Consider the following 18,857-nt stretch of genomic DNA (forward strand, 5'->3'; position numbering starts at 1 on the left):
AGGAATTTTAAATAGATTAATAATCATGATTACAGAGATATATTTTCAAAAAAATGACTAATTTGGTTTGTCAAATAAAAACAACTATATGTCGAATTCAATTTTAAAGGAACTTCCTGAATTGGTTTCTAACAACGTCATTACGAAAGACATTGCAGAAAATATTATAAATTATTATCAGAAAAAACCTGAAAACAACCCAAATAAACTTTTTACCATTTTCGGAATTTTAGGTGCGCTTCTTGGCGGACTAGGTATTATTCTGATCTTAGCGCATAATTGGGATAATTTTTCGATTTTAACCAAAACCATTATCTCCTTTATTCCTACCATTCTAAGTCAAGCTTTCTGCTTTTTTTCATTACAAAAAAAACCAGAGTCGAGCGCTTGGAGAGAAAGTAGCGCCACTTTTTTACTATTTGCCGTTGCAGCCACTATTTCATTGATTGCTCAAGTATACAATTTGCCGGAAAATTTTAAAGGTTTTTTACTGACTTGGATTTTATTATCCATTCCGTTGGTGTACATCATGCGTTCTTCCTTTGTTTCGTTATTGTGCATTGCCGGAATTACTTGGTATTGTTCGGTTAGCAATTATGAATATCGTCAATCAGCACAATTCTTGCATTGGTTGCTATTCCTTATTTTACTGCCATATTACATTTCACTTCTCAAGACATATCCTAAAACAAATTTTACCAGATTTCATCATTGGTTTTGGGCAGTGGGCTTACTTATTTGCTTGCCCAGTATTTCTCCTTTAAATAATCCGGTATTACTCATCGGATTCATTTCGGTATTGTCTATTTTTTATTTTATTGGCAAATCCGATTTTTTCTCAGGTTTAGATCAACCGCGTAATGCTTTTTGGCTAGTGGGAAAAATAGGAACCTTAGTCTTAACTTTTATCTTCACATTTAAGGACCCTTGGTTAGAATTACAAAGACAGAAAAAAGACTATTTACAAATAGACTCCTTAGTATATCTCACCTTATTTCTTGTAGGCTTAATCCTTCTATTTAAAACGCTTAAAAAAAGGACAATTTTAAAAACCAATCCCATTCACTTTGTTTTTATCTTATTTTCGATCTTATTTTTTTTAAGTTCAGAAACCGAAGCTTTTGTCCTCATTACCATCACTAATTTTATAGTTTTACTTATTGGTACTTACGAAATTAAAAATGGAGCCGAGACCTATAGTTTATACAAATTGAATTTCGGGCTAATTGTTATTTCTTTTTTAATTCTTTGTCGCTTCTTTGATACCGAGATGAGCTTTATTATTCGAGGATTGTTATTTATAAGTATCGGATTGGGATTCTTCCTCTTGAATTATTATTTACTAAAAAAACGCAAACAACATGAAAACTAAAAACATACTTCTATTAGCCTTTTTCTTAGTTGTTATAGCACAATTAGCAGTGCCATTACGGATGATTCTACACAATAATGATGTGCTTAAAACTGGTAAAATATACAAATTTAAAACTGAACCCATAGATCCACACGATCCATTCAGAGGAAAATTCATCCGATTGTATTTTAAAGAAAATCATCTTGTTTTAAAACGAAAAATCGACATAAACAAAGACCTCTATGCCATTATAGCTAATGACAAAAAAGGATTTGCAAGAATTGTAAAAATCAGTAATACGGAACCCAAAACAGAGGAATTCCTAAAAGTTAAAGCCCTTTCAATTAATGAGTATGGTAACGAACACCAAATTTGGATAGAATTTCCTTTTGAACGTTTCTACATGAACGAATACAAGGCTTCAGAAGCAGAAAAAGCATACAATGAAAGTTCTAGAAATCAATCTTCTAACACTTACGCTGTTATTGCTATAAAAAACGGAGAAGGAATCATCAAGGATGTTATGATAGACGATATTTCCATAAATGAATATCTACAAAAAAACAATAAGCCACTATAAAAGTGGCTTATCCCCTAATTAATTTTCTAAAACCAAAGAACAATAGTTATGTAGTTGCAAATTTGAAAAAATAATGAAAACAGTTATAGAATTTACTTTATAAAACGTTCGAATTTTGTCCCCCTATCTACTAATTTTATTCTAAAAAGTAATCTGTATTCAATTTGTTATTGTTCTTTTAGTTTTAGACCCAGTTTGTTTATTCAATTAAAACTTCATAGACAAAATTATAGAAGTCTTAATAATTCCGATTACGGTTTTTCCTCATCATTTGTTAAAATTTTACCTTTGCCAAAAAAATAGATTATGCAACTAGTTTTCGCCTCCAACAATCAGAATAAAATCAAAGAGATTCAACAATTAGTTCCTTCAGACATAAAAATTTTAAGTCTAAAAGACATCGGATGTGATACCGATATTCCAGAAACCGCAGATACTATCGAAGGTAATGCAATTTTAAAAGCCAATTACGTAACCCAGAATTACGGATATGCATGTTTCGCTGATGATAGCGGGTTAGAAGTCGATCAACTTAATGGTGCCCCTGGGGTATACTCTGCTCGATATGCCGGTGAACCTAAAGATGACAACAAAAACATCGACAAACTATTATCCGTCCTTAAAAACGAATCGAATCGTAACGCTAATTTCAAAACTGTCATTTGCCTTAACATCAACGGCGAGCAACACCTATTTACCGGAATAATAAAAGGAAAACTAACGACCGAGAAAAAAGGAACAAACGGTTTTGGTTACGACCCTATTTTCATCGCTGACGGCTACACTCAAACTTTTGCAGAACTTTCAATGGAAGAAAAATCTGCCATTAGCCATCGAGGAAAAGCGGTAAAACAACTCGTAGATTTCTTACAAAAATAATTCTTTTACCTATGTTACTTTTTTTCGATTTAAAATAAAACACCAAATACCTTACAAAAAATCATTTTAATTGGTTTATTAAGTGATTAAAAATCAAATAATTAAATTAATTAGCTAATCTCACATATTAGCTGTACCTTTGCACCCAATTTAAAATATTTTATGAATAAATTTGAACAATTAGGATTGAATGAGTCGCTACTGCTGGCGATTAAAGATCTAGGATTTGAGAATCCGTCAGAAGTGCAAGAAAAAGCGATTCCAGTACTATTGGAACAAAACACAGATTTAGTTGCCCTAGCGCAAACAGGTACAGGGAAAACCGCTGCTTTTGGTTTTCCGCTAATTCAGAAAATTGATGCTGAGAACAGAAATACTCAGGCGTTAATTTTGTCGCCAACACGTGAGTTATGCTTACAAATCACCAACGAGATTAAATTATACTCAAAGTACATAAAGGGGTTACATACTGTGGCTGTTTATGGTGGTGCAAGCATTACAGAACAAGCTAGAGAGGTAAAACGTGGCGCACAGATTATTGTGGCTACACCCGGTAGAATGCAAGACATGATTAACAGAGGTCTTGTTAACATTAAAAACATCGATTTCTGTATCTTGGATGAAGCAGATGAGATGTTAAACATGGGATTCTACGACGACATTTGTTCCATATTATCGGACACACCAGAAGAGAAAAACACTTGGTTATTCTCGGCTACCATGCCTGCTGAAGTAGCGCGCATCGGAAAACAATTCATGTCTAACCCGGTAGAAATTACCGTAGGACATAAAAACTCAGGTTCGGCAACGGTTTCACACGAATTTTACATTGTAAATGCTCGTGACCGTTACGAAGCTTTAAAACGTTTGGCAGATGCAAACCCAGATATTTTCTCGGTAGTTTTCTGTCGTACAAAAAGAGACACTCAGGCAGTTGCCGAAAAATTAATTGAAGACGGATACAACGCTGCAGCGTTACACGGTGATTTATCTCAAGCACAACGTGACGGAGTAATGAAAGCGTTCCGTGGTCGTCAGGTTCAAATGTTGGTAGCCACAGACGTAGCAGCTCGTGGAATCGACGTAGACAACGTAACCCACGTAGTAAACTATCAGTTACCGGATGAAATTGAAACCTACAACCACCGTTCTGGCCGTACTGGTCGTGCTGGTAAATTAGGAACCTCTATTGTAATCGTAACGAAGAGTGAATTGCGTAAAATTTCGGCTATCGAAAGAATCATCAAACAGAAATTTGAAGAAAAAACCATTCCTTCTGGAATTGAAATTTGCGAAATTCAGCTATTGCATTTAGCAAATAAAATTCACGATACAGAAGTGGATCGCGAAATCGACAGCTACCTACCGGCAATCTATGAGGTTTTCCAAGATTTATCTAAGGAAGAATTGATCAAACGAATGGTTTCAGTAGAATTCAATCGTTTCTTATCGTACTACAAATCCAAACGTGATTTATCAAGTCAAGCTGGCGACAGAGAAAGAAGTTCGGAACCAAGAGAAATTAGAGCAGGAGATCCGGTTCGTTATTTCATCAACATTGGCGCTAGAGACGATTTCGATTGGATGCAGTTGAAAGACTTCTTAAAAGAAACTCTAGATTTAGGACGTGACGATGTTTTCAAAGTAGATGTAAAAGAAGGATTCTCTTTCTTTAACACCGACGGAGAGCATACTGCCAAAGTAATGGAAGTATTAAACGGATACGAACTAAATGGACGCAGAATCAACGTAGAAATCTCTAAAAACGACGGAGGTAGTAATTCAAGTCGTCGTGACCACAATGGTCGCGGTGGTGAAAGAAGAGGTTTTGGAGGCGGAAGAGACCGTGACAGAGCACCTCGTGGTGACAGAAGAGAAGGCGGAAGACGTGAAGGTTCTAGAAATTCAGAAAGAAGAAGCGATGCTACCGATAGAGCACCTAGAAACGAAAGACGTTCTAGTTCGGCTCCTAGACGTACAGAGACTTCCGGAGCTTCTAGAGAAAGAAGACCTAGAAGAAGCTAACATTTTTTTGTTAATTTTCTTATAATTCCATAAAAACTGTAAAATATCTCGTATTGAATAGTTAATTTAGCTTTTCAAATTGAACTATGAGATATTTTACAGTTTTTTTATTATACCTATTTTCTACAACAGTATTTGCACAAGAAAATACCGTTAAAGGAGTCATTGTTAATGACAACAATTTTCTTCCCATTTGGAATGCAAACATTGTAAACACTAGTAAAGTCAGAGGAGCTATTTCAGACGCCAACGGAAACTTTGAAATCAATGCCGAAGTCAATGATGTCTTATTGATTTCCTGTTTAGGCTATCAATCTATTGAAGTTAGAGTGACTAATGACTGGATTAAAAACCGTACGTCTCGTATTAAATTAACCGAAAAAGCGTATGCTTTAGAAGAGATTGTGATCCCTCCCTACACTTTAACGGGTTATCTGGAAGTCGATTCAAAATTAATTCCTGAAAGAGAAAATTACTGGTATTCTATTGCGGGTTTGACCAAGCGATATGAAGGCGGAGAAAACTCTCCTAATGCTTTTTCTCGTGTTATGGGTTCTTTATTCAATCCTGCCGATGCTTTGTACAACTTTTTTGGTAAAAAACCGAAAGAGTTGAAAAAACTTAGAGAACTGAAAAAAGACGACAATCTTCGTAATATTCTACAAACACGTTACGACCGACAAACAATTTATGCCATGTTGGGAATTAATGAGAAAGAATTGATTGAAATTTTAGAACGTTGTAATTATTCGGAATCCTTCATGAAAAGTGCTAATGACCTTCAAATCCTTGATGCTGTTAGCGGTTGTTATGAAGAGTACAAAATTCTAAAGAAAAATTAATTTACTTTATCGTTTAAGCAATTTCGTAATATTCGTTAAATGAAAAAAAATCTTTTTTTACTGTCTTTATTATTAATTTCAGTAATTGTTAAGGCACAATTTCCTTTAAAAGCATTAGATAAAAATCTTAACGGATATCAATATCCTTATCCAGTTCATTTTATAAATTTAAAAGATCAACAACAAGATCTAAAAATGGCTTACATGGATATTGTACCAGAAAATTATAACGGTAAAAATATTGTTTTACTACATGGTAAAAACTTTAACGGTTCTTATTGGAAAACCACAATAGAAGAGTTGAACAATGAGGGTTACAGAGTCATTGTTCCAGATCAAATTGGTTTTGGGAAATCTAGCAAACCGAAAGGCTATCAATACAGTTTTCATCAGCTAGCCAGCAACACCAAAAAAATCTTAGATCATTTAAAAATCACCAAAGCAAGCGTTTTGGGCCACTCTATGGGAGGAATGCTAGCTACTCGTTTTGCTTTGATGTATCCTTCATTCACAGAAAAACTAATCTTAGAAAATCCAATCGGATTAGAAGATTACAAAACTATGGTTCCTTATCAAACCATTGATAAATGGTACGCTACCGAACTCAAACAAAACTATGAGTCGCATAAAGCCTATCAATTAAAATTTTATTATGATAACCAATGGAAACCGGAATATGACGTTTGGTTAAATGTATTAGCTGGTTGGACGCTACACAAAGATTATCCACTCATTGCTTGGAATAATGCCCAAACAACCGATATGATCTTTACTCAACCCGTATGTTATGAATTTGACAACATCAATATCCCAACACTACTTATCATAGGAACAAGAGATAAAACAGCTATTGGCAAAGGATTGGCGCCATCCGAAATTCAAAAAACTATGGGATTGTATGAAGAATTGGGTAAAAAAACCCAAGCCAAAATACCAAATGCTCAATTGGTTGAATTAGACAATGTAGGTCATTTGCCTCACATAGAAGTTTTCGACCGATTTATCAATCCTTTGAAAGAATTTTTACTTAAATAACTTGTTGTTTTTCAAGGTATTTCTGGGTAATAAAATCGATATCTTTTATTGATTTTCTAGTCCAATCAATACGTTTTTCTAATAAATCAGCTTCTGTAAGTTGCCAATCTATATTAGAATGACGTAATCTTGTAGAAATATTCTGCAAAATAATGGCTGCCGATACCGAAATATTTAAACTTTCAGTAAAACCTACCATAGGAATCTTCAAGAAACCATCGGCTTGCTGAATCACTTCTTCTGAAAGTCCATGACGTTCTGTACCAAAAAAAATAGCTGATGGTTTACTGATGTCAAAATCTTCCAGAAAACAATCATTTTCATGAGGAGTTGTGGCAATAATTTGATATCCTTTTGATTTTAAATCATCTATACAATCCTGATTATTGGAAAAACGTCGAATATCGACCCATTTTTCGGCTCCTAAAGCAATTTCTTTATCTATTTTTTTTCCAAAACGCTGTTCTACCACATTCAGTTCTTGAATCCCAAAAACTTCACAACTACGCATTACCGCACTAGTATTGTGCAACTGATACACATCTTCACAAACCACAGTAAAATGTTTGGTTCTGTTTGCTAAAACCCTTTTAAAACCTTCCTTTCTACTCTCTGTAATAAACTCTTCTAAGTAAGCTAAGTAATTTTCGTCTTGAAATAACAATTGCATTTGGATTGATTTTTCAGTATTTTCGACAAAGATAACACAAAGTGTGCTTTACCAAACACGAAGTTAATACACCAAAACCTAATGAAATTAAAAATAGTTGCCCTAACTGGAGCCGGCATGAGTGCTGAAAGTGGAATTAATACTTTTAGAGACAGTAATGGATTATGGGAAAACCATGATATCATGGAAGTTGCTTCGCCAGAAGGTTGGAAAAACAATCCTAAATTGGTTCTTGATTTTTACAACAAACGAAGAGCACAACTCAAAGAAGTAAAACCTAATCGCGGTCATGAAATTTTAGCCGAATTAGAACAACTATTTGACGTTCATATTATCACCCAAAATGTAGATAATCTTCACGAAAGAGCCGGAAGTTCTTCTGTGTTGCATTTACATGGTGAACTAACTAAGGTTCGAAGTATTGCAAATGAAAATTTTATCCTCGAATGGACAGAAGATCTAAACTGGGGCGATACTGATGACAAGGGCAATCAATTAAGACCACACATCGTATGGTTTGGTGAAGCCGTTCCTGCTATAGAAAAAGCAGTAACTATAATAGAAAAGGCCGATATTGTTGTGATTATTGGTACTTCGTTGCAAGTATATCCTGCTGCAGGTTTAATGCATTACGCCTCTCCAAAAGTTCCTGTATATTATATTGACCCTAAACCCGCTACAATTTATGAGTTAGCAAATCCGTTGGAAGTATTCAAAATGAGTGCTAGTGAAGGAATGGAAAAATTGAAATCGATGTTGTAAAGTATGAATCCCATTGAATTTTTAACCTCAGAGCTCAATGCAAAAGATCTGTACAACGGGACATTAGATCTCAAACGCAATGCCCTTTTAAACCATCATGTTGGTTTTGAAACGAATATCTATTTCATAGAAAGTGGCAGTGTTAAGATATTTTTTTTAAATAATGATGAAGAACATATCATACGCTTCGGATACCAAAACAATTTAATTACTTTTTTAGATTCATTTCTTACCGGAGGTAAAACCGATTTTTATATTCAAACGCTAAAAAAAACTACCGTAAAATATATAAGTAAAACCCAGTTCATGGATTTTCTTCATTCTAACGAAATTTATTTAAAAATTTGGCTAGAACTGCTCGAAGCCTTATTGTTTGATCAGTTGGAAAGAGAAAAAGACATCTTGATTCAATCCCCAAAAGAACGCTACAAAAGAGTTTTGAAAAGGAGTCCAAAACTTTTTCAAGAAATCCCTAATACACATATAGCCAATTATTTAAGAATGAGTCCTGAAACATTGTCCCGACTAAAAAATCTTGATTTGAATCAAGGTTTAGACGAAATCTAATTTCGAATTTTGCAAAAAAAATTATGGAGACAACCGCATTACTATCAGATCTTATTTCAAGAACCCAAGCGATAATCATTGAAATTGAAAGCCTTAAAGAAGAACCACTTGAATTACTGAAACACAAAGCTTCGGAACAAGATTGGAGTGCCTTAGAGTGTATTGAGCATCTAAATCGATACGGCAACTTTTATAATGCTAAAATCACAGAAAATATCAAACAAAATCTCTCTGAACCTACAGCAAATTTTAATCCTGGTTGGTTGGGAAATTTCTTCGCTGAAAGTATGTTGCCAAAGGAAAATAGCAAAAAAATGAAAACATTTGCCAGCAAAAATCCTAATGGAAGTGTACTGACTAAAGAAACATTAACAACATTCGTTAAACAGCAATACGAATTATTGAATTTGTTAGAGATTGCCAAAAATGTAAATTTAAACACCATTAAAATTCCCACTACGCTTTCCTCTCTTCTTAAATTGAAATTAGGAGATACTTTTCGATTTGTAATTTTTCATAACCAAAGGCATTTGTTACAAGCCAAAAAAGCCATTCAAAAAAGCAAAGGATAAGGTTGTCTTAAAAAAGTTTCGCTAGATAATTTATAACTCACAACTTATACTTATTTTTGCGCTTTCTTAAACACAACACAACAATGCAATTAACTGAACTGAATGCTATATCGCCTATTGATGGACGTTATAGAAATAAAACTGTTTCCTTAGCGGCTTTTTTTTCCGAAGAAGCCTTAATCAAGTACCGCGTTTTAATTGAAATAGAATATTTTATCGCTTTGTGTGAAGCGAATTTACCTCAACTAGCCGGAATAGATAAAAAAGTATATTCTGAACTTAGAAAATTATACGAGAATTTTAATACCGAAGATGCCCTTTGGATTAAAGAAACAGAAAAAACTACCAATCACGACGTTAAAGCAGTTGAATATTTCATCAAATCGAAATTCGATGCACTAGGACTACAGTCGTACAAAGAGTTCATTCATTTCGGATTAACGTCACAAGACATCAACAATACGGCTATTCCACTTTCTACCAAAGAAGCTTTTGAAAAAGTATATTTACCGAGTTTAATAGCTTTAATTGCCAAGTTAAAAGAACTTAGTATAGAATGGAAAGACATTCCTATGTTAGCACGTACGCATGGGCAGCCTGCCTCTCCTACGCGACTCGGGAAAGAAATTTTAGTTTTCGTTGAACGCTTGGAAGAGCAAATGCGATTGTTGTATAACATCCCGTTTGCTGCCAAATTCGGTGGTGCCACTGGAAATTACAACGCGCATAAAATTGCCTATCCTAACATCGATTGGAAGGCTTTCGGTACTAATTTTGTGGAAGAAATTTTGGGATTACACCATTCGTATCCAACAACACAAATTGAACATTACGACCATTTTGCTGCTTTTTTTGATGCTTTAAAACGTATTAACACTATTTTGATTGATTTAGATCGAGATATATGGACGTATGTTTCTATGGATTATTTCAAACAAAAGATAAAAGCTGGAGAAATAGGTTCATCGGCAATGCCACACAAAGTAAATCCTATTGACTTCGAAAATAGCGAAGGAAACTTAGGAATTGCCAATGCAATTTTTGAACATTTATCGGCTAAATTGCCTGTTTCAAGATTGCAACGCGATTTGACGGATAGTACCGTTTTACGCAATATTGGAGTTCCTATGGGACATACTTTAATTGCATTTGAAGCTACTTTAAAAGGATTAAACAAATTACTTCTGAATGCTGACAAATTTGCTGAAGACCTAGAAAAAAATTGGGCTGTTGTAGCCGAGGCAATTCAAACTATCTTGCGTCGAGAAAATTATCCTAATCCATACGAAGCATTAAAAGATTTGACTAGAACCAATTCAGTAATCAACAAAGAATCTATTCACGCTTTTATTGAAACGTTAAACGTATCGGAGACCATAAAAAAAGAACTCAAGTCGATAACCCCAAGCAATTATTTAGGGATTTAATCCTATCAAAATAAATTTCATATCCATCCGCTAGAATCTTTTTAGCGGATTTTTTGTTTTATCAAAACAATAAAGACATGTTAAATTTAGAATATTTTCATAATTTAATCTTAAAAAAACCCTAATTCATCGATATAAAGTTTAAAAAAAGGGCTTTTTTTTGTATTTTACGCCATATTCAATTTTAAACATAATAAATTACTTACACGCCTATGATTTTATCTACTGCGACTGCACAAACCGCTTTACACTTAGAACCATTAATTAGTGATCTAGGATTAATATTACTCACTGCCGGAGTTGCTGTTCTTTTATTCCGAAAATTAAAACAACCCTTAGTGCTAGGATACCTGATTGCAGGTTTTTTAGCTGGAAATCATTTCGATTTTTTCCCTTCTGTTAAAGACATGCATAGTGTTGAAGTTTGGGCTGAAATAGGGGTTATTTTTTTACTTTTCAGTTTGGGACTAGAATTTAGTTTTAAAAAACTGATGAAAGTGGGTGGTACAGCCTCAATTACTGCAATTACTCAAATTGTATTTATGGTCCTTCTGGGTTATTTGGTCGGTCAATGGCTAGATTGGGGAAAAATGAACAGTATTTTCTTAGGAGTTATTCTTTCTATATCTTCTACAACGATCATTTTGAAAGCCTTTGATGAGTTAGGGGTAAAATCGCAAAAATTTGCCGGAAACGTAATTGGGGTACTTATTGTTCAGGACATCATCGCAATTTTAATGATGGTATTACTTTCTACTATAGCCGTTAGTCAACAATTCTCAGGAGGCGAATTATTTCAGTCGGTATTAAAACTGATGTTTTTCTTAACCATTTGGTTTGTTGCAGGAATCTTTTTTATCCCAACATTATTAAAAAAAGCGAAGCATTTGTTAACCGATGAAATGATGCTTATTATTTCGATTGCATTATGTTTGATGATGGTGATTTTTGCTGCAAAAGTAGGTTTCTCTCCTGCGTTAGGCGCCTTCATCATGGGGTCTATTATTGCAGAAACCACGCAAGCAGAACATATAGAACACCTAGTAAAACCAGTAAAAGACTTATTTGGAGCCGTTTTCTTTGTATCAGTAGGTATGTTGATTAACCCTAATACTTTGGTTGAATACGCGGTTCCAGTAGCTATTTTAACTCTTGTTACATTATTTGGACAATCCTTTAGTGCGACCATTGGAACGCTATTATCGGGGCAACCCCTGAAACAATCTGTCCAGACAGGAATGAGTTTATCACAGATTGGAGAATTTTCTTTTATTATTGCCACATTGGGAATGACTTTAGGAGTTACGAGCGACTTTTTATACCCTATTGTAGTTGCCGTTTCGGCTGTAACAACATTTACTACACCTTTCATGGTAAAATGGTCGACTCCGTTTTCTAATTTTCTTGAGAAAAAATTACCCCGAAAATGGGTTAAAAACATAGAACGTTACAGTGCCAATGCGCAAGCCATAAAATCAGTTAGTAATTGGCAAGTGGTAATACGTGCGTACCTTACTCAAATCATCATACACTCCACGATTATTGTGGCGATTATCACTTTATCAACACGCTATTTATTGCCAATCGTAGAAAATTCGAGATTCGGGAATATTTTAGCAGCCTTAATCACACTGGTAGTATTATCGCCATTTTTATGGGCCTTATCGCTTCGAAGAGTGGCTGTTAAAGAAGTACAACTTCTGTTTGAAGAACGAAAATACCGTGGGCCTATTATAGTGATGATCTTTATGAGAATGTTATTGACTCTATTTTTCATTGGGTTCTTTTTAAATAACTTTTTCTCACCAGGATTTGCCTTAATTGCTTTAATTGTTGCGATTGGTGCCTATTTATTTTTCCCGAAACAATTACATGCCTTTTATAACAAAATTGAAGCTCATTTTTTAAAAAACCTAAATGACAGAGAAATTTCTATAAATAAAAAAAGACCTGCGAATCTTTCTCCTTGGGACGGACACATGGCAAGTTTTGAAATAGCTAAGGAATCCAACATTGCTGGAAAAACTCTTGAAGAACTTAAAATGAGAGAAAATATTGGTATCAATGTGGCTTCTATCAAAAGAGGAGAGATTATCATTAATATTCCCACCCGACAAGAACGTCTATTTCCCGGTGATGAAATATGTGTCATTGGGACCGATGCTCAAGTAAAAGATTTTAAAAATTACTTGGATAAAAATGAAATTGAAGTTTCCCCAGAAGTTGCCGAAGCCGACATTGTTTTACAACAAATGGAATTAAAAACAGAAAGTTGTATTGGCAAAAGCATCCGAAACTCGAAAATACGAGAACGCACACAAGGTATGGTTGTAGGAATTGAACGAAATGGTAAACGTATCCTAAATCCTGAATCTGATATTATTCTTGAAGAAGGAGATATTTTGTGGATTGTAGGTGAACGAAAACTAATCGCTCAACTTATTAAAAATTAAATTATTGTAATTTATGAACAACAAAAGGCATAAGTTAAAACTTATGCCTTTTTATATCTCTTACAATATGTTTTTATACTATCGCGAATAATTCGGAGCTTCTTTCGTAATCGTTACATTGTGTGGATGACTTTCTCCGATTCCACTGGCAGTAATCCTTACAAAACGACCTGTTTCCTGTAAAGTTGGAATGTCTTTAGCTCCGCAATATCCCATACCAGCACGAAGACCTCCTATGAATTGTAACATACTTTCGTTCAATTCTCCTTTATAAGGCACACGTCCTACAATACCTTCTGGTACTAATTTTTTTACATCGTCTTCTACATCTTGAAAATAACGATCTTTAGAACCTTCTTTCATGGCTTCCACTGAACCCATACCGCGGTACGATTTGAATTTTCTTCCTTCAAAAATAATAGTTTCGCCCGGCGATTCTTTTGTTCCTGCTAAAAGAGATCCCAACATAACGCAATCGGCACCAGCAGCAATAGCTTTAGGAATGTCTCCAGTATAACGAATACCTCCATCAGCAATAACCGGCACACCTGTACCACGTAATGCAGCAGCTACTTCTAATACCGCTGAAAACTGAGGAAATCCAACTCCTGCCACAACACGAGTCGTACAAATAGATCCAGGACCAATCCCCACTTTTACAGCATCAGCACCGTTTGCTACCAAGTAAAGTGCTGCTTCAGGGGTAGCAATATTTCCTACTACCACATCTAATTCAGGGAATTTTTCTTTTACTTGTTTTAAAACTTCTACAACACCTTTGGTATGTCCGTGAGCTGTATCAATAATTACTGCATCTACACCTGCTCCTACCAAAGCTTCTGCTCTTTGAACGGCATCTGCAGTTACTCCTAGAGCGGCTGCTACTCTCAAACGGCCGAACTTATCTTTATTCGCGTTGGGTTTTTGAGTCAACTTTGTAATATCTCTAAAAGTAATTAATCCTACTAATCTATAATCAGAATCTACAACTGGAAGCTTTTCAATTTTATTGCCTTGCAAAATTTCTTCTGCTTGAACTAAAGTAGTCCCTTCGGGTGCCGTCACTAGATTTTGAGATGTCATTACCTCAGTAATCAATCGTTCATTTTCTTTTTCAAAGCGTAAATCTCTGTTAGTGACAATCCCTTTTAATATCTGATTTTCATCGACTACAGGAATTCCTCCAATGCTGTATTCACGCATAACATTTTTGGCATCTCCTACAGTAGCTGTTAACGGTAAAGTTACAGGATCGATAATCATACCGCTCTCTGCTCGTTTTACTTTACGTACTTCCGCTGCCTGCTTTTTAATAGACATATTCTTGTGCAATACCCCTATTCCTCCTTCTTGAGCCATAGCAATAGCCATAGCACTCTCGGTAACGGTATCCATAGCTGCCGAAACGATAGGAGTGTTAAGAGTAATGTTTTTTGTGAATTTTGTTTTGATGCTTACTTCGCGTGGAAGTACTTCTGAGTAGTTGGGAACGAGCAATACATCGTCATAAGTTAACCCTTCGCCGATAATTTTAGTTGTGTGTGCGTTCATTTGCAATTTGTAATTAAATTGCACGCAAATATACGACTTTAGTTTATTTAAATCAATCTTATTCTCTATAAAAAATTTTCAAAAACTTTAAATGGAAGCCTTGAATCTCATACTTTTTGAAGCAATATTTATTGGTCTCTGTATATTATTACTCTATCATTTCAAAAAAATCATTGGACTAGAAATATTGTATGTCTTCATTGGGTCTTTACAGTTTTTTCAAACAATTTTAGCTTCTAATGTCTATAATAATATTTTCGGAGAAGTAGTACTCTCCCCTGGATCCTCTGTTCTATTTAATGCGGCTCTTTTTACAATACTATTATTGTTTCATACTGAGAAAATCTCTAAGACTAGATCTCTAATATTTGGACTCATTATTTCCAATGTACTAATTACTATTATCTCTTTTATTACTTATGAACAAATTAAAACAGACAATTACACTATACAAGCAGACTTTCTATCCAATTTATTGAACGATAACACTACATTATTCCTAGTAGGTACGTTTCTTTTGTATTTGGACTGTTTTATCATGTTGTTTATTTATGCGTTTTTAGATTTTATATTAAAACAACGCTTTCTGTTCCTTCGAATTTTAATCACTTTAGTGTTTATTTCTATTTTTGATTCCATTATTTTTTATAACCTAAACTACTTTTTAGTAAATGATAATGCCAATTTGGTTTTATCAAGCATCATTGGAAAAGTTTTATTCGCCTCTATTTTTTCGATATTACTATTTTCCTATCTACGGATCACCAAAAAAATGTCGATGAAAAACAGTGTATCTTCTAGTATTGAAATTATAAAGATTTTCACTTTCAATGAAAACAAAGACTAGGTCTAATTACCTATTATAAAACAGGTCATAATTTTTATTTAAAATAAGTCTAAATAAATTTGTTAATTAGAAACTCGGGTTTTATTTTTGCACTATATTTTTAATTAGTCTAAATAACACATGAGGCCAACACTTTTATTTTCTTGTTTGATCGTTTTTAGTTTTAATACAAATGCTCAGCAAAAACAAAAAGATACTACAAAAACTCTAAATGAAGTTATAATCAGCGCCAATTCCTTACTAGGCAGTAAATTTGAAGCTAAAAACAGAACAGGATCTGCTACATTTATAACTCCTCAAGAACTTAAAAAATTTGGACATACCGACATCAATCGCGTTTTAAAAAACGTTCCTGGTGTAAATATTTATGAAGAAGACGGATTTGGTTTAAGACCAAACATCAGTTTAAGAGGTACTTCTGGCGAAAGAAGTTCTAAGATTACCTTGATGGAAGATGGTGTACTCATTGCACCGGCACCGTATTCGGCACCTGCAGCCTATTATTTTCCTTCAATCGCAAGAATGAATGCTGTTGAAATTTTAAAAGGAAGTAGTCAAATTCAATACGGTCCATTTACAACTGGAGGAGCGATAAACTTTCTTTCAGTACCAACTCCAACAAAAAATTATGGTACTTTTCAAGCTAACTATGGTAGTTTTGAATCTAGACGTATTTTCAGTGAAGCAGGTGTAAAAGCTAAAAATGCAGGTTTTGTGATTCAATATATGAATTTTGGTTCTAAAGGTTTCAAAGAACTAGCTAAAGGGGGAAATACAGGATTTGACAAAAACGATTTGGTAGCAAAACTTCATCTTACAACCAATAAAGACAAAAAAATAGTTAATAGTTTAGATTTAAAACTACAATATGCTGACGAAGTCTCTAACGAAACTTATTTAGGACTAACTGAAGAAGACTTTAATAAGAACGCATTCCTACGCTATGCTTCCTCTGAAAAAGATAAAATGACTAACGATCATTTGCAATTTACCGCTACACATACGCTGAAAATAGGTAATTTCATGCGTATCACTACAACAGCGTATCAAAACAAATTTGCTAGAAATTGGTACAAATTAGATAAGGTAAAATTCGGGACACAAAATTTAGGGATTAATGATATCTTGATTAATCCTTCCCTATACAACAACCACTTTGCAATCATCAACGGATCAGTTAATTCGGCTGATAATGCGCTGTCAGTAAAAGCAAACAATAGAAATTACCTTTCTAAAGGGATCCAAACCAAATTTGATTATCATTTCTCGACTGATGAACTTATTCATGATATCGAAATTGGAGCTCGCTACCATTACGACGAAGAAGATCGTTTTCAATGGGTAGATGGTTACAATATTCTTAACGGTTCCATGAATTTAACAAATAGTGGTATTGGCGGAAGTGATACTAACAAAATAGCATCGGCTAAGGCATTTTCGGCACACGCGATGTATAAATTAAAATACAATAAACTAACAATAACACCTGGGGTACGTCTTGAAACAATTGATCTTTATAACGAAGACTTCGGAAAGACAGATCCTACTCGATCAGGCAATAATTTAAAAACGGATGACAATTTTGTTAGAGTTTGGTTACCGGGAATAGGTGCTAATTATAAATTTTCTGAAAATATCTCATTTTTTGGAGGAGTACACAAAGGCTTTGCGCCACCCACTAACAAAAAAGGCCAAATTGCTGAAAGTAGCGTAAATATTGAAGTAGGATCACGATTTAATCACAACCAATTAAGCGGTGAACTTATCCTATTTTACAATGACTATTCGAATATGCTAGGTAGCGATTTAGCCGCGAATGGAGGAACAGGAAGTTTAGATCAGTTTAATGCAGGAAAAGTAAATGTAAAAGGTTTAGAATTCCTTTTAAACTATAATTTACTATCTGCAGAAAATAATTTAGTGTTACCCGTTACTTTAGGCTACACCTATACAGATACCGAATTTTTAAGTAGTTTCGGAAGTTCTGATGAACTTTGGGGAATTGTGACTAAAGGTGATGAATTGCCTTATATTTCAAAACATCAAGCCAATGGGTCGATTGCCCTAGAACACAAAAAATTTGATATCTCTTTTTCTGCAAAATATAATGGTGCTTTCAGAACCAAAGCAGGAAAAGGTAGTATACCAAATAATTTAAAAGTAGGAGATAACTTTATTCTAGACCTTGGTTCAAGATATCACCTTAATCAATGGATTAGCTTTACTGCAACCATCAACAATTTATTAGATAAGACCTATCTTGTTTCTAGAACACCAGCGGGGTTACGTCCAGGAATGCCATTCAGTTTCAGCGGTGGAATGATCTTGAATTTATTATAAAAATATTTTATAACAAAAAGGAGCCCTATCGTTATGTTAGGGCTCCTTTTTTTATGAATCTTTTTGAGTATTTAATGATATACCGTAAAAATTTTCAAAGCTTCATTGTACGCACTTTCAAAACTCATTGATTTTAAATTATGATCTGCTTTTTGACTCGTAAAATAAGATAGCATTTTTTCGGTGGGCATATTCCCCGTCAAATCGTCCTTAGCCATAGGGCAACCACCAAAACCTTGAATGGCACCATCAAATCTGCGGCAACCTGCTTTGTATGCTGCATCTACTTTTTCAAACCATTTATCTGGTGTAGTATGCAAATGAGCTCCAAATTCGATCTGAGGATATTTCGGAATTAAATTCGAAAATAAATAATCAATGACCTCCGGAGTTGAACTTCCTACAGTGTCCGAAAGAGATAAAATTTTACCCCCCATATTGGCTAGTCTTTCTGTCCACTCCCCTACTATTTCTACATTCCAAGGATCACCATAAGGATTTCCAAAACCCATTGAAATATAAGTCACTACTTCTTTATTCGATTTGTCCGCTATGTCTAAAATTTCCTGTAAAGTAACCAAGGATTCCGCAATTGTCTTGTGCGTATTACGCATTTGAAAATTTTCTGAAATCGAAAACGGAAATCCTAAATACTGAATTTCAGGATGTTTTGAAGCACTTTCTGCTCCTTGAGTATTGGCAATTATAGCGAGTAGTTTACTTTCTGTTTGCGATAAATCGAGTTTTGCTAAGACCTCTGCCGTATCCTGCATTTGCGGAATGGCTTTTGCTGAAACAAAACTACCAAAATCTATAGTATCGAAACCAACGCGCAATAAAGACTGAATGTATTGCACTTTTTTATCGGTAGGAATAAAGTCCTTAATTCCCTGCATGGCATCGCGAGGACACTCAATAATTTTAATTTTGTTGGCATTCATAGACATCAAAAA

The 18,857-nt window shown here is 34.4% G+C and carries 16 protein-coding genes; 13 read left to right on the forward strand and 3 right to left on the reverse strand.

Annotated features, from left to right (window positions below):
• The first annotated feature begins 88 nt into the window (after positions 1-88).
• The 6 genes from NAT50_RS05555 to NAT50_RS05580 all read left to right on the forward strand — a co-directional run bounded on the left by NAT50_RS05555 (position 89) and on the right by NAT50_RS05580 (position 6,715).
• A complete protein-coding gene (locus NAT50_RS05555) occupies positions 89-1,372 on the forward strand; it encodes a DUF2157 domain-containing protein (RefSeq protein WP_250592208.1) in 1,284 nt (427 codons plus the stop codon).
• Positions 1,362-1,934: a GDYXXLXY domain-containing protein gene (locus NAT50_RS05560; RefSeq protein ID WP_250592209.1), complete on the forward strand. Its 573-nt coding sequence runs from the start codon at positions 1,362-1,364 to the stop codon at positions 1,932-1,934. Before NAT50_RS05555 ends, NAT50_RS05560 begins: the two co-directional genes overlap by 11 nt.
• 306 nt (positions 1,935-2,240) lie before the next feature.
• Positions 2,241-2,813, forward strand: a complete 573-nt coding sequence (locus NAT50_RS05565) for a non-canonical purine NTP diphosphatase (protein ID WP_250592210.1) — start codon at positions 2,241-2,243, stop codon at positions 2,811-2,813.
• 162 nt (positions 2,814-2,975) lie between these two features.
• On the forward strand, positions 2,976-4,838 hold the full coding sequence (locus NAT50_RS05570) for a DEAD/DEAH box helicase (protein WP_250592211.1): 1,863 nt from the start codon (positions 2,976-2,978) through the stop codon (positions 4,836-4,838).
• 86 nt (positions 4,839-4,924) lie between these two features.
• Entirely contained in the window at positions 4,925-5,680 is a 756-nt protein-coding gene (locus NAT50_RS05575) for a carboxypeptidase-like regulatory domain-containing protein (RefSeq protein ID WP_250592212.1), read from the forward strand.
• Positions 5,681-5,719: 39 nt separating this feature from the next.
• The gene (locus NAT50_RS05580) at positions 5,720-6,715 is read left to right on the forward strand and encodes an alpha/beta fold hydrolase (protein WP_250592213.1); all 996 of its coding nucleotides are present in this window, start codon (positions 5,720-5,722) and stop codon (positions 6,713-6,715) included.
• Here the strand turns inward: NAT50_RS05580 and NAT50_RS05585 are convergent.
• Positions 6,708-7,385 carry a TrmH family RNA methyltransferase gene (locus NAT50_RS05585; RefSeq protein ID WP_250592214.1) on the reverse strand — a complete coding sequence of 226 codons (678 nt, stop codon included), beginning with the start codon at positions 7,383-7,385 and terminating at the stop codon, positions 6,708-6,710. The genes NAT50_RS05580 and NAT50_RS05585 overlap by 8 nt on opposite strands.
• An 81-nt stretch (positions 7,386-7,466) precedes the next feature.
• Between NAT50_RS05585 and NAT50_RS05590 the strand changes: the two genes are divergently transcribed.
• The 5 genes from NAT50_RS05590 (at position 7,467) to NAT50_RS05610 (ending at position 13,166) form a co-directional block, all read left to right on the forward strand.
• Positions 7,467-8,147 (forward strand): SIR2 family NAD-dependent protein deacylase, encoded by a 681-nt coding sequence (locus NAT50_RS05590; RefSeq protein ID WP_250592215.1) that lies wholly within the window; start codon positions 7,467-7,469, stop codon positions 8,145-8,147.
• A 3-nt stretch (positions 8,148-8,150) separates the two neighbouring features.
• Positions 8,151-8,714, forward strand: coding sequence for a Crp/Fnr family transcriptional regulator (locus NAT50_RS05595; RefSeq protein WP_250592217.1), 564 nt, complete (start codon positions 8,151-8,153; stop codon positions 8,712-8,714).
• 23 nt (positions 8,715-8,737) lie between these two features.
• Entirely contained in the window at positions 8,738-9,286 is a 549-nt protein-coding gene (locus NAT50_RS05600) for a DinB family protein (RefSeq protein WP_250592219.1), read from the forward strand.
• 83 nt (positions 9,287-9,369) lie between these two features.
• Positions 9,370-10,713 (forward strand): adenylosuccinate lyase, encoded by a 1,344-nt coding sequence (gene purB, locus NAT50_RS05605; protein WP_250592221.1) that lies wholly within the window; start codon positions 9,370-9,372, stop codon positions 10,711-10,713.
• Positions 10,714-10,925: 212 nt separating this feature from the next.
• A complete protein-coding gene (locus NAT50_RS05610) occupies positions 10,926-13,166 on the forward strand; it encodes a cation:proton antiporter domain-containing protein (RefSeq protein ID WP_250592224.1) in 2,241 nt (746 codons plus the stop codon).
• A 78-nt stretch (positions 13,167-13,244) separates the two neighbouring features.
• Here the strand turns inward: NAT50_RS05610 and guaB are convergent, their stop codons facing one another.
• A complete protein-coding gene (gene guaB, locus NAT50_RS05615) occupies positions 13,245-14,717 on the reverse strand; it encodes an IMP dehydrogenase (RefSeq protein WP_250592226.1) in 1,473 nt (490 codons plus the stop codon).
• Between the two features lie 91 nt (positions 14,718-14,808).
• Between guaB and NAT50_RS05620 the strand changes: the two genes are divergently transcribed.
• Complete coding sequence (locus NAT50_RS05620) at positions 14,809-15,564, forward strand: hypothetical protein (RefSeq protein WP_250592228.1); 756 nt, start codon at positions 14,809-14,811, stop codon at positions 15,562-15,564.
• Positions 15,565-15,684: 120 nt separating this feature from the next.
• Positions 15,685-17,904 carry a TonB-dependent receptor family protein gene (locus NAT50_RS05625; RefSeq protein WP_250592230.1) on the forward strand — a complete coding sequence of 740 codons (2,220 nt, stop codon included), beginning with the start codon at positions 15,685-15,687 and terminating at the stop codon, positions 17,902-17,904.
• A 71-nt stretch (positions 17,905-17,975) separates the two neighbouring features.
• On the opposite strand, the gene NAT50_RS05630 is transcribed toward NAT50_RS05625, so the two are convergent.
• Entirely contained in the window at positions 17,976-18,845 is an 870-nt protein-coding gene (locus NAT50_RS05630) for a hydroxymethylglutaryl-CoA lyase (protein ID WP_250592231.1), read from the reverse strand.
• Positions 18,846-18,857 lie beyond the last annotated feature (12 nt).

This window comes from Flavobacterium luminosum (assembly GCF_023635005.1).
Taxonomy (GTDB): Bacteria; Bacteroidota; Bacteroidia; order Flavobacteriales; family Flavobacteriaceae; genus Flavobacterium; species Flavobacterium luminosum.

Bases quoted from the DNA above. Each gene is read 5' to 3' on its own strand.
- NAT50_RS05570 (WP_250592211.1), top strand. From the start codon at position 2,976: ATGAATAAATTTGAACAATTAGGATTGAATGAGTCGCTACTGCTGGCG.
- NAT50_RS05580 (WP_250592213.1), top strand. From the start codon at position 5,720: ATGAAAAAAAATCTTTTTTTACTGTCTTTATTATTAATTTCAGTAATT.
- NAT50_RS05600 (WP_250592219.1), top strand. From the start codon at position 8,738: ATGGAGACAACCGCATTACTATCAGATCTTATTTCAAGAACCCAAGCG.
- NAT50_RS05565 (WP_250592210.1), top strand. From the start codon at position 2,241: ATGCAACTAGTTTTCGCCTCCAACAATCAGAATAAAATCAAAGAGATT.
- NAT50_RS05575 (WP_250592212.1), top strand. From the start codon at position 4,925: ATGAGATATTTTACAGTTTTTTTATTATACCTATTTTCTACAACAGTA.
- NAT50_RS05555 (WP_250592208.1), top strand. From the start codon at position 89: ATGTCGAATTCAATTTTAAAGGAACTTCCTGAATTGGTTTCTAACAAC.
- NAT50_RS05630 (WP_250592231.1), bottom strand. From the start codon at position 18,845: ATGAATGCCAACAAAATTAAAATTATTGAGTGTCCTCGCGATGCCATG.
- NAT50_RS05560 (WP_250592209.1), top strand. From the start codon at position 1,362: ATGAAAACTAAAAACATACTTCTATTAGCCTTTTTCTTAGTTGTTATA.
- guaB (WP_250592226.1), bottom strand. From the start codon at position 14,717: ATGAACGCACACACAACTAAAATTATCGGCGAAGGGTTAACTTATGAC.
- NAT50_RS05625 (WP_250592230.1), top strand. From the start codon at position 15,685: ATGAGGCCAACACTTTTATTTTCTTGTTTGATCGTTTTTAGTTTTAAT.
- NAT50_RS05585 (WP_250592214.1), bottom strand. From the start codon at position 7,385: ATGCAATTGTTATTTCAAGACGAAAATTACTTAGCTTACTTAGAAGAG.
- purB (WP_250592221.1), top strand. From the start codon at position 9,370: ATGCAATTAACTGAACTGAATGCTATATCGCCTATTGATGGACGTTAT.
- NAT50_RS05595 (WP_250592217.1), top strand. From the start codon at position 8,151: ATGAATCCCATTGAATTTTTAACCTCAGAGCTCAATGCAAAAGATCTG.
- NAT50_RS05610 (WP_250592224.1), top strand. From the start codon at position 10,926: ATGATTTTATCTACTGCGACTGCACAAACCGCTTTACACTTAGAACCA.
- NAT50_RS05590 (WP_250592215.1), top strand. From the start codon at position 7,467: ATGAAATTAAAAATAGTTGCCCTAACTGGAGCCGGCATGAGTGCTGAA.
- NAT50_RS05620 (WP_250592228.1), top strand. From the start codon at position 14,809: ATGGAAGCCTTGAATCTCATACTTTTTGAAGCAATATTTATTGGTCTC.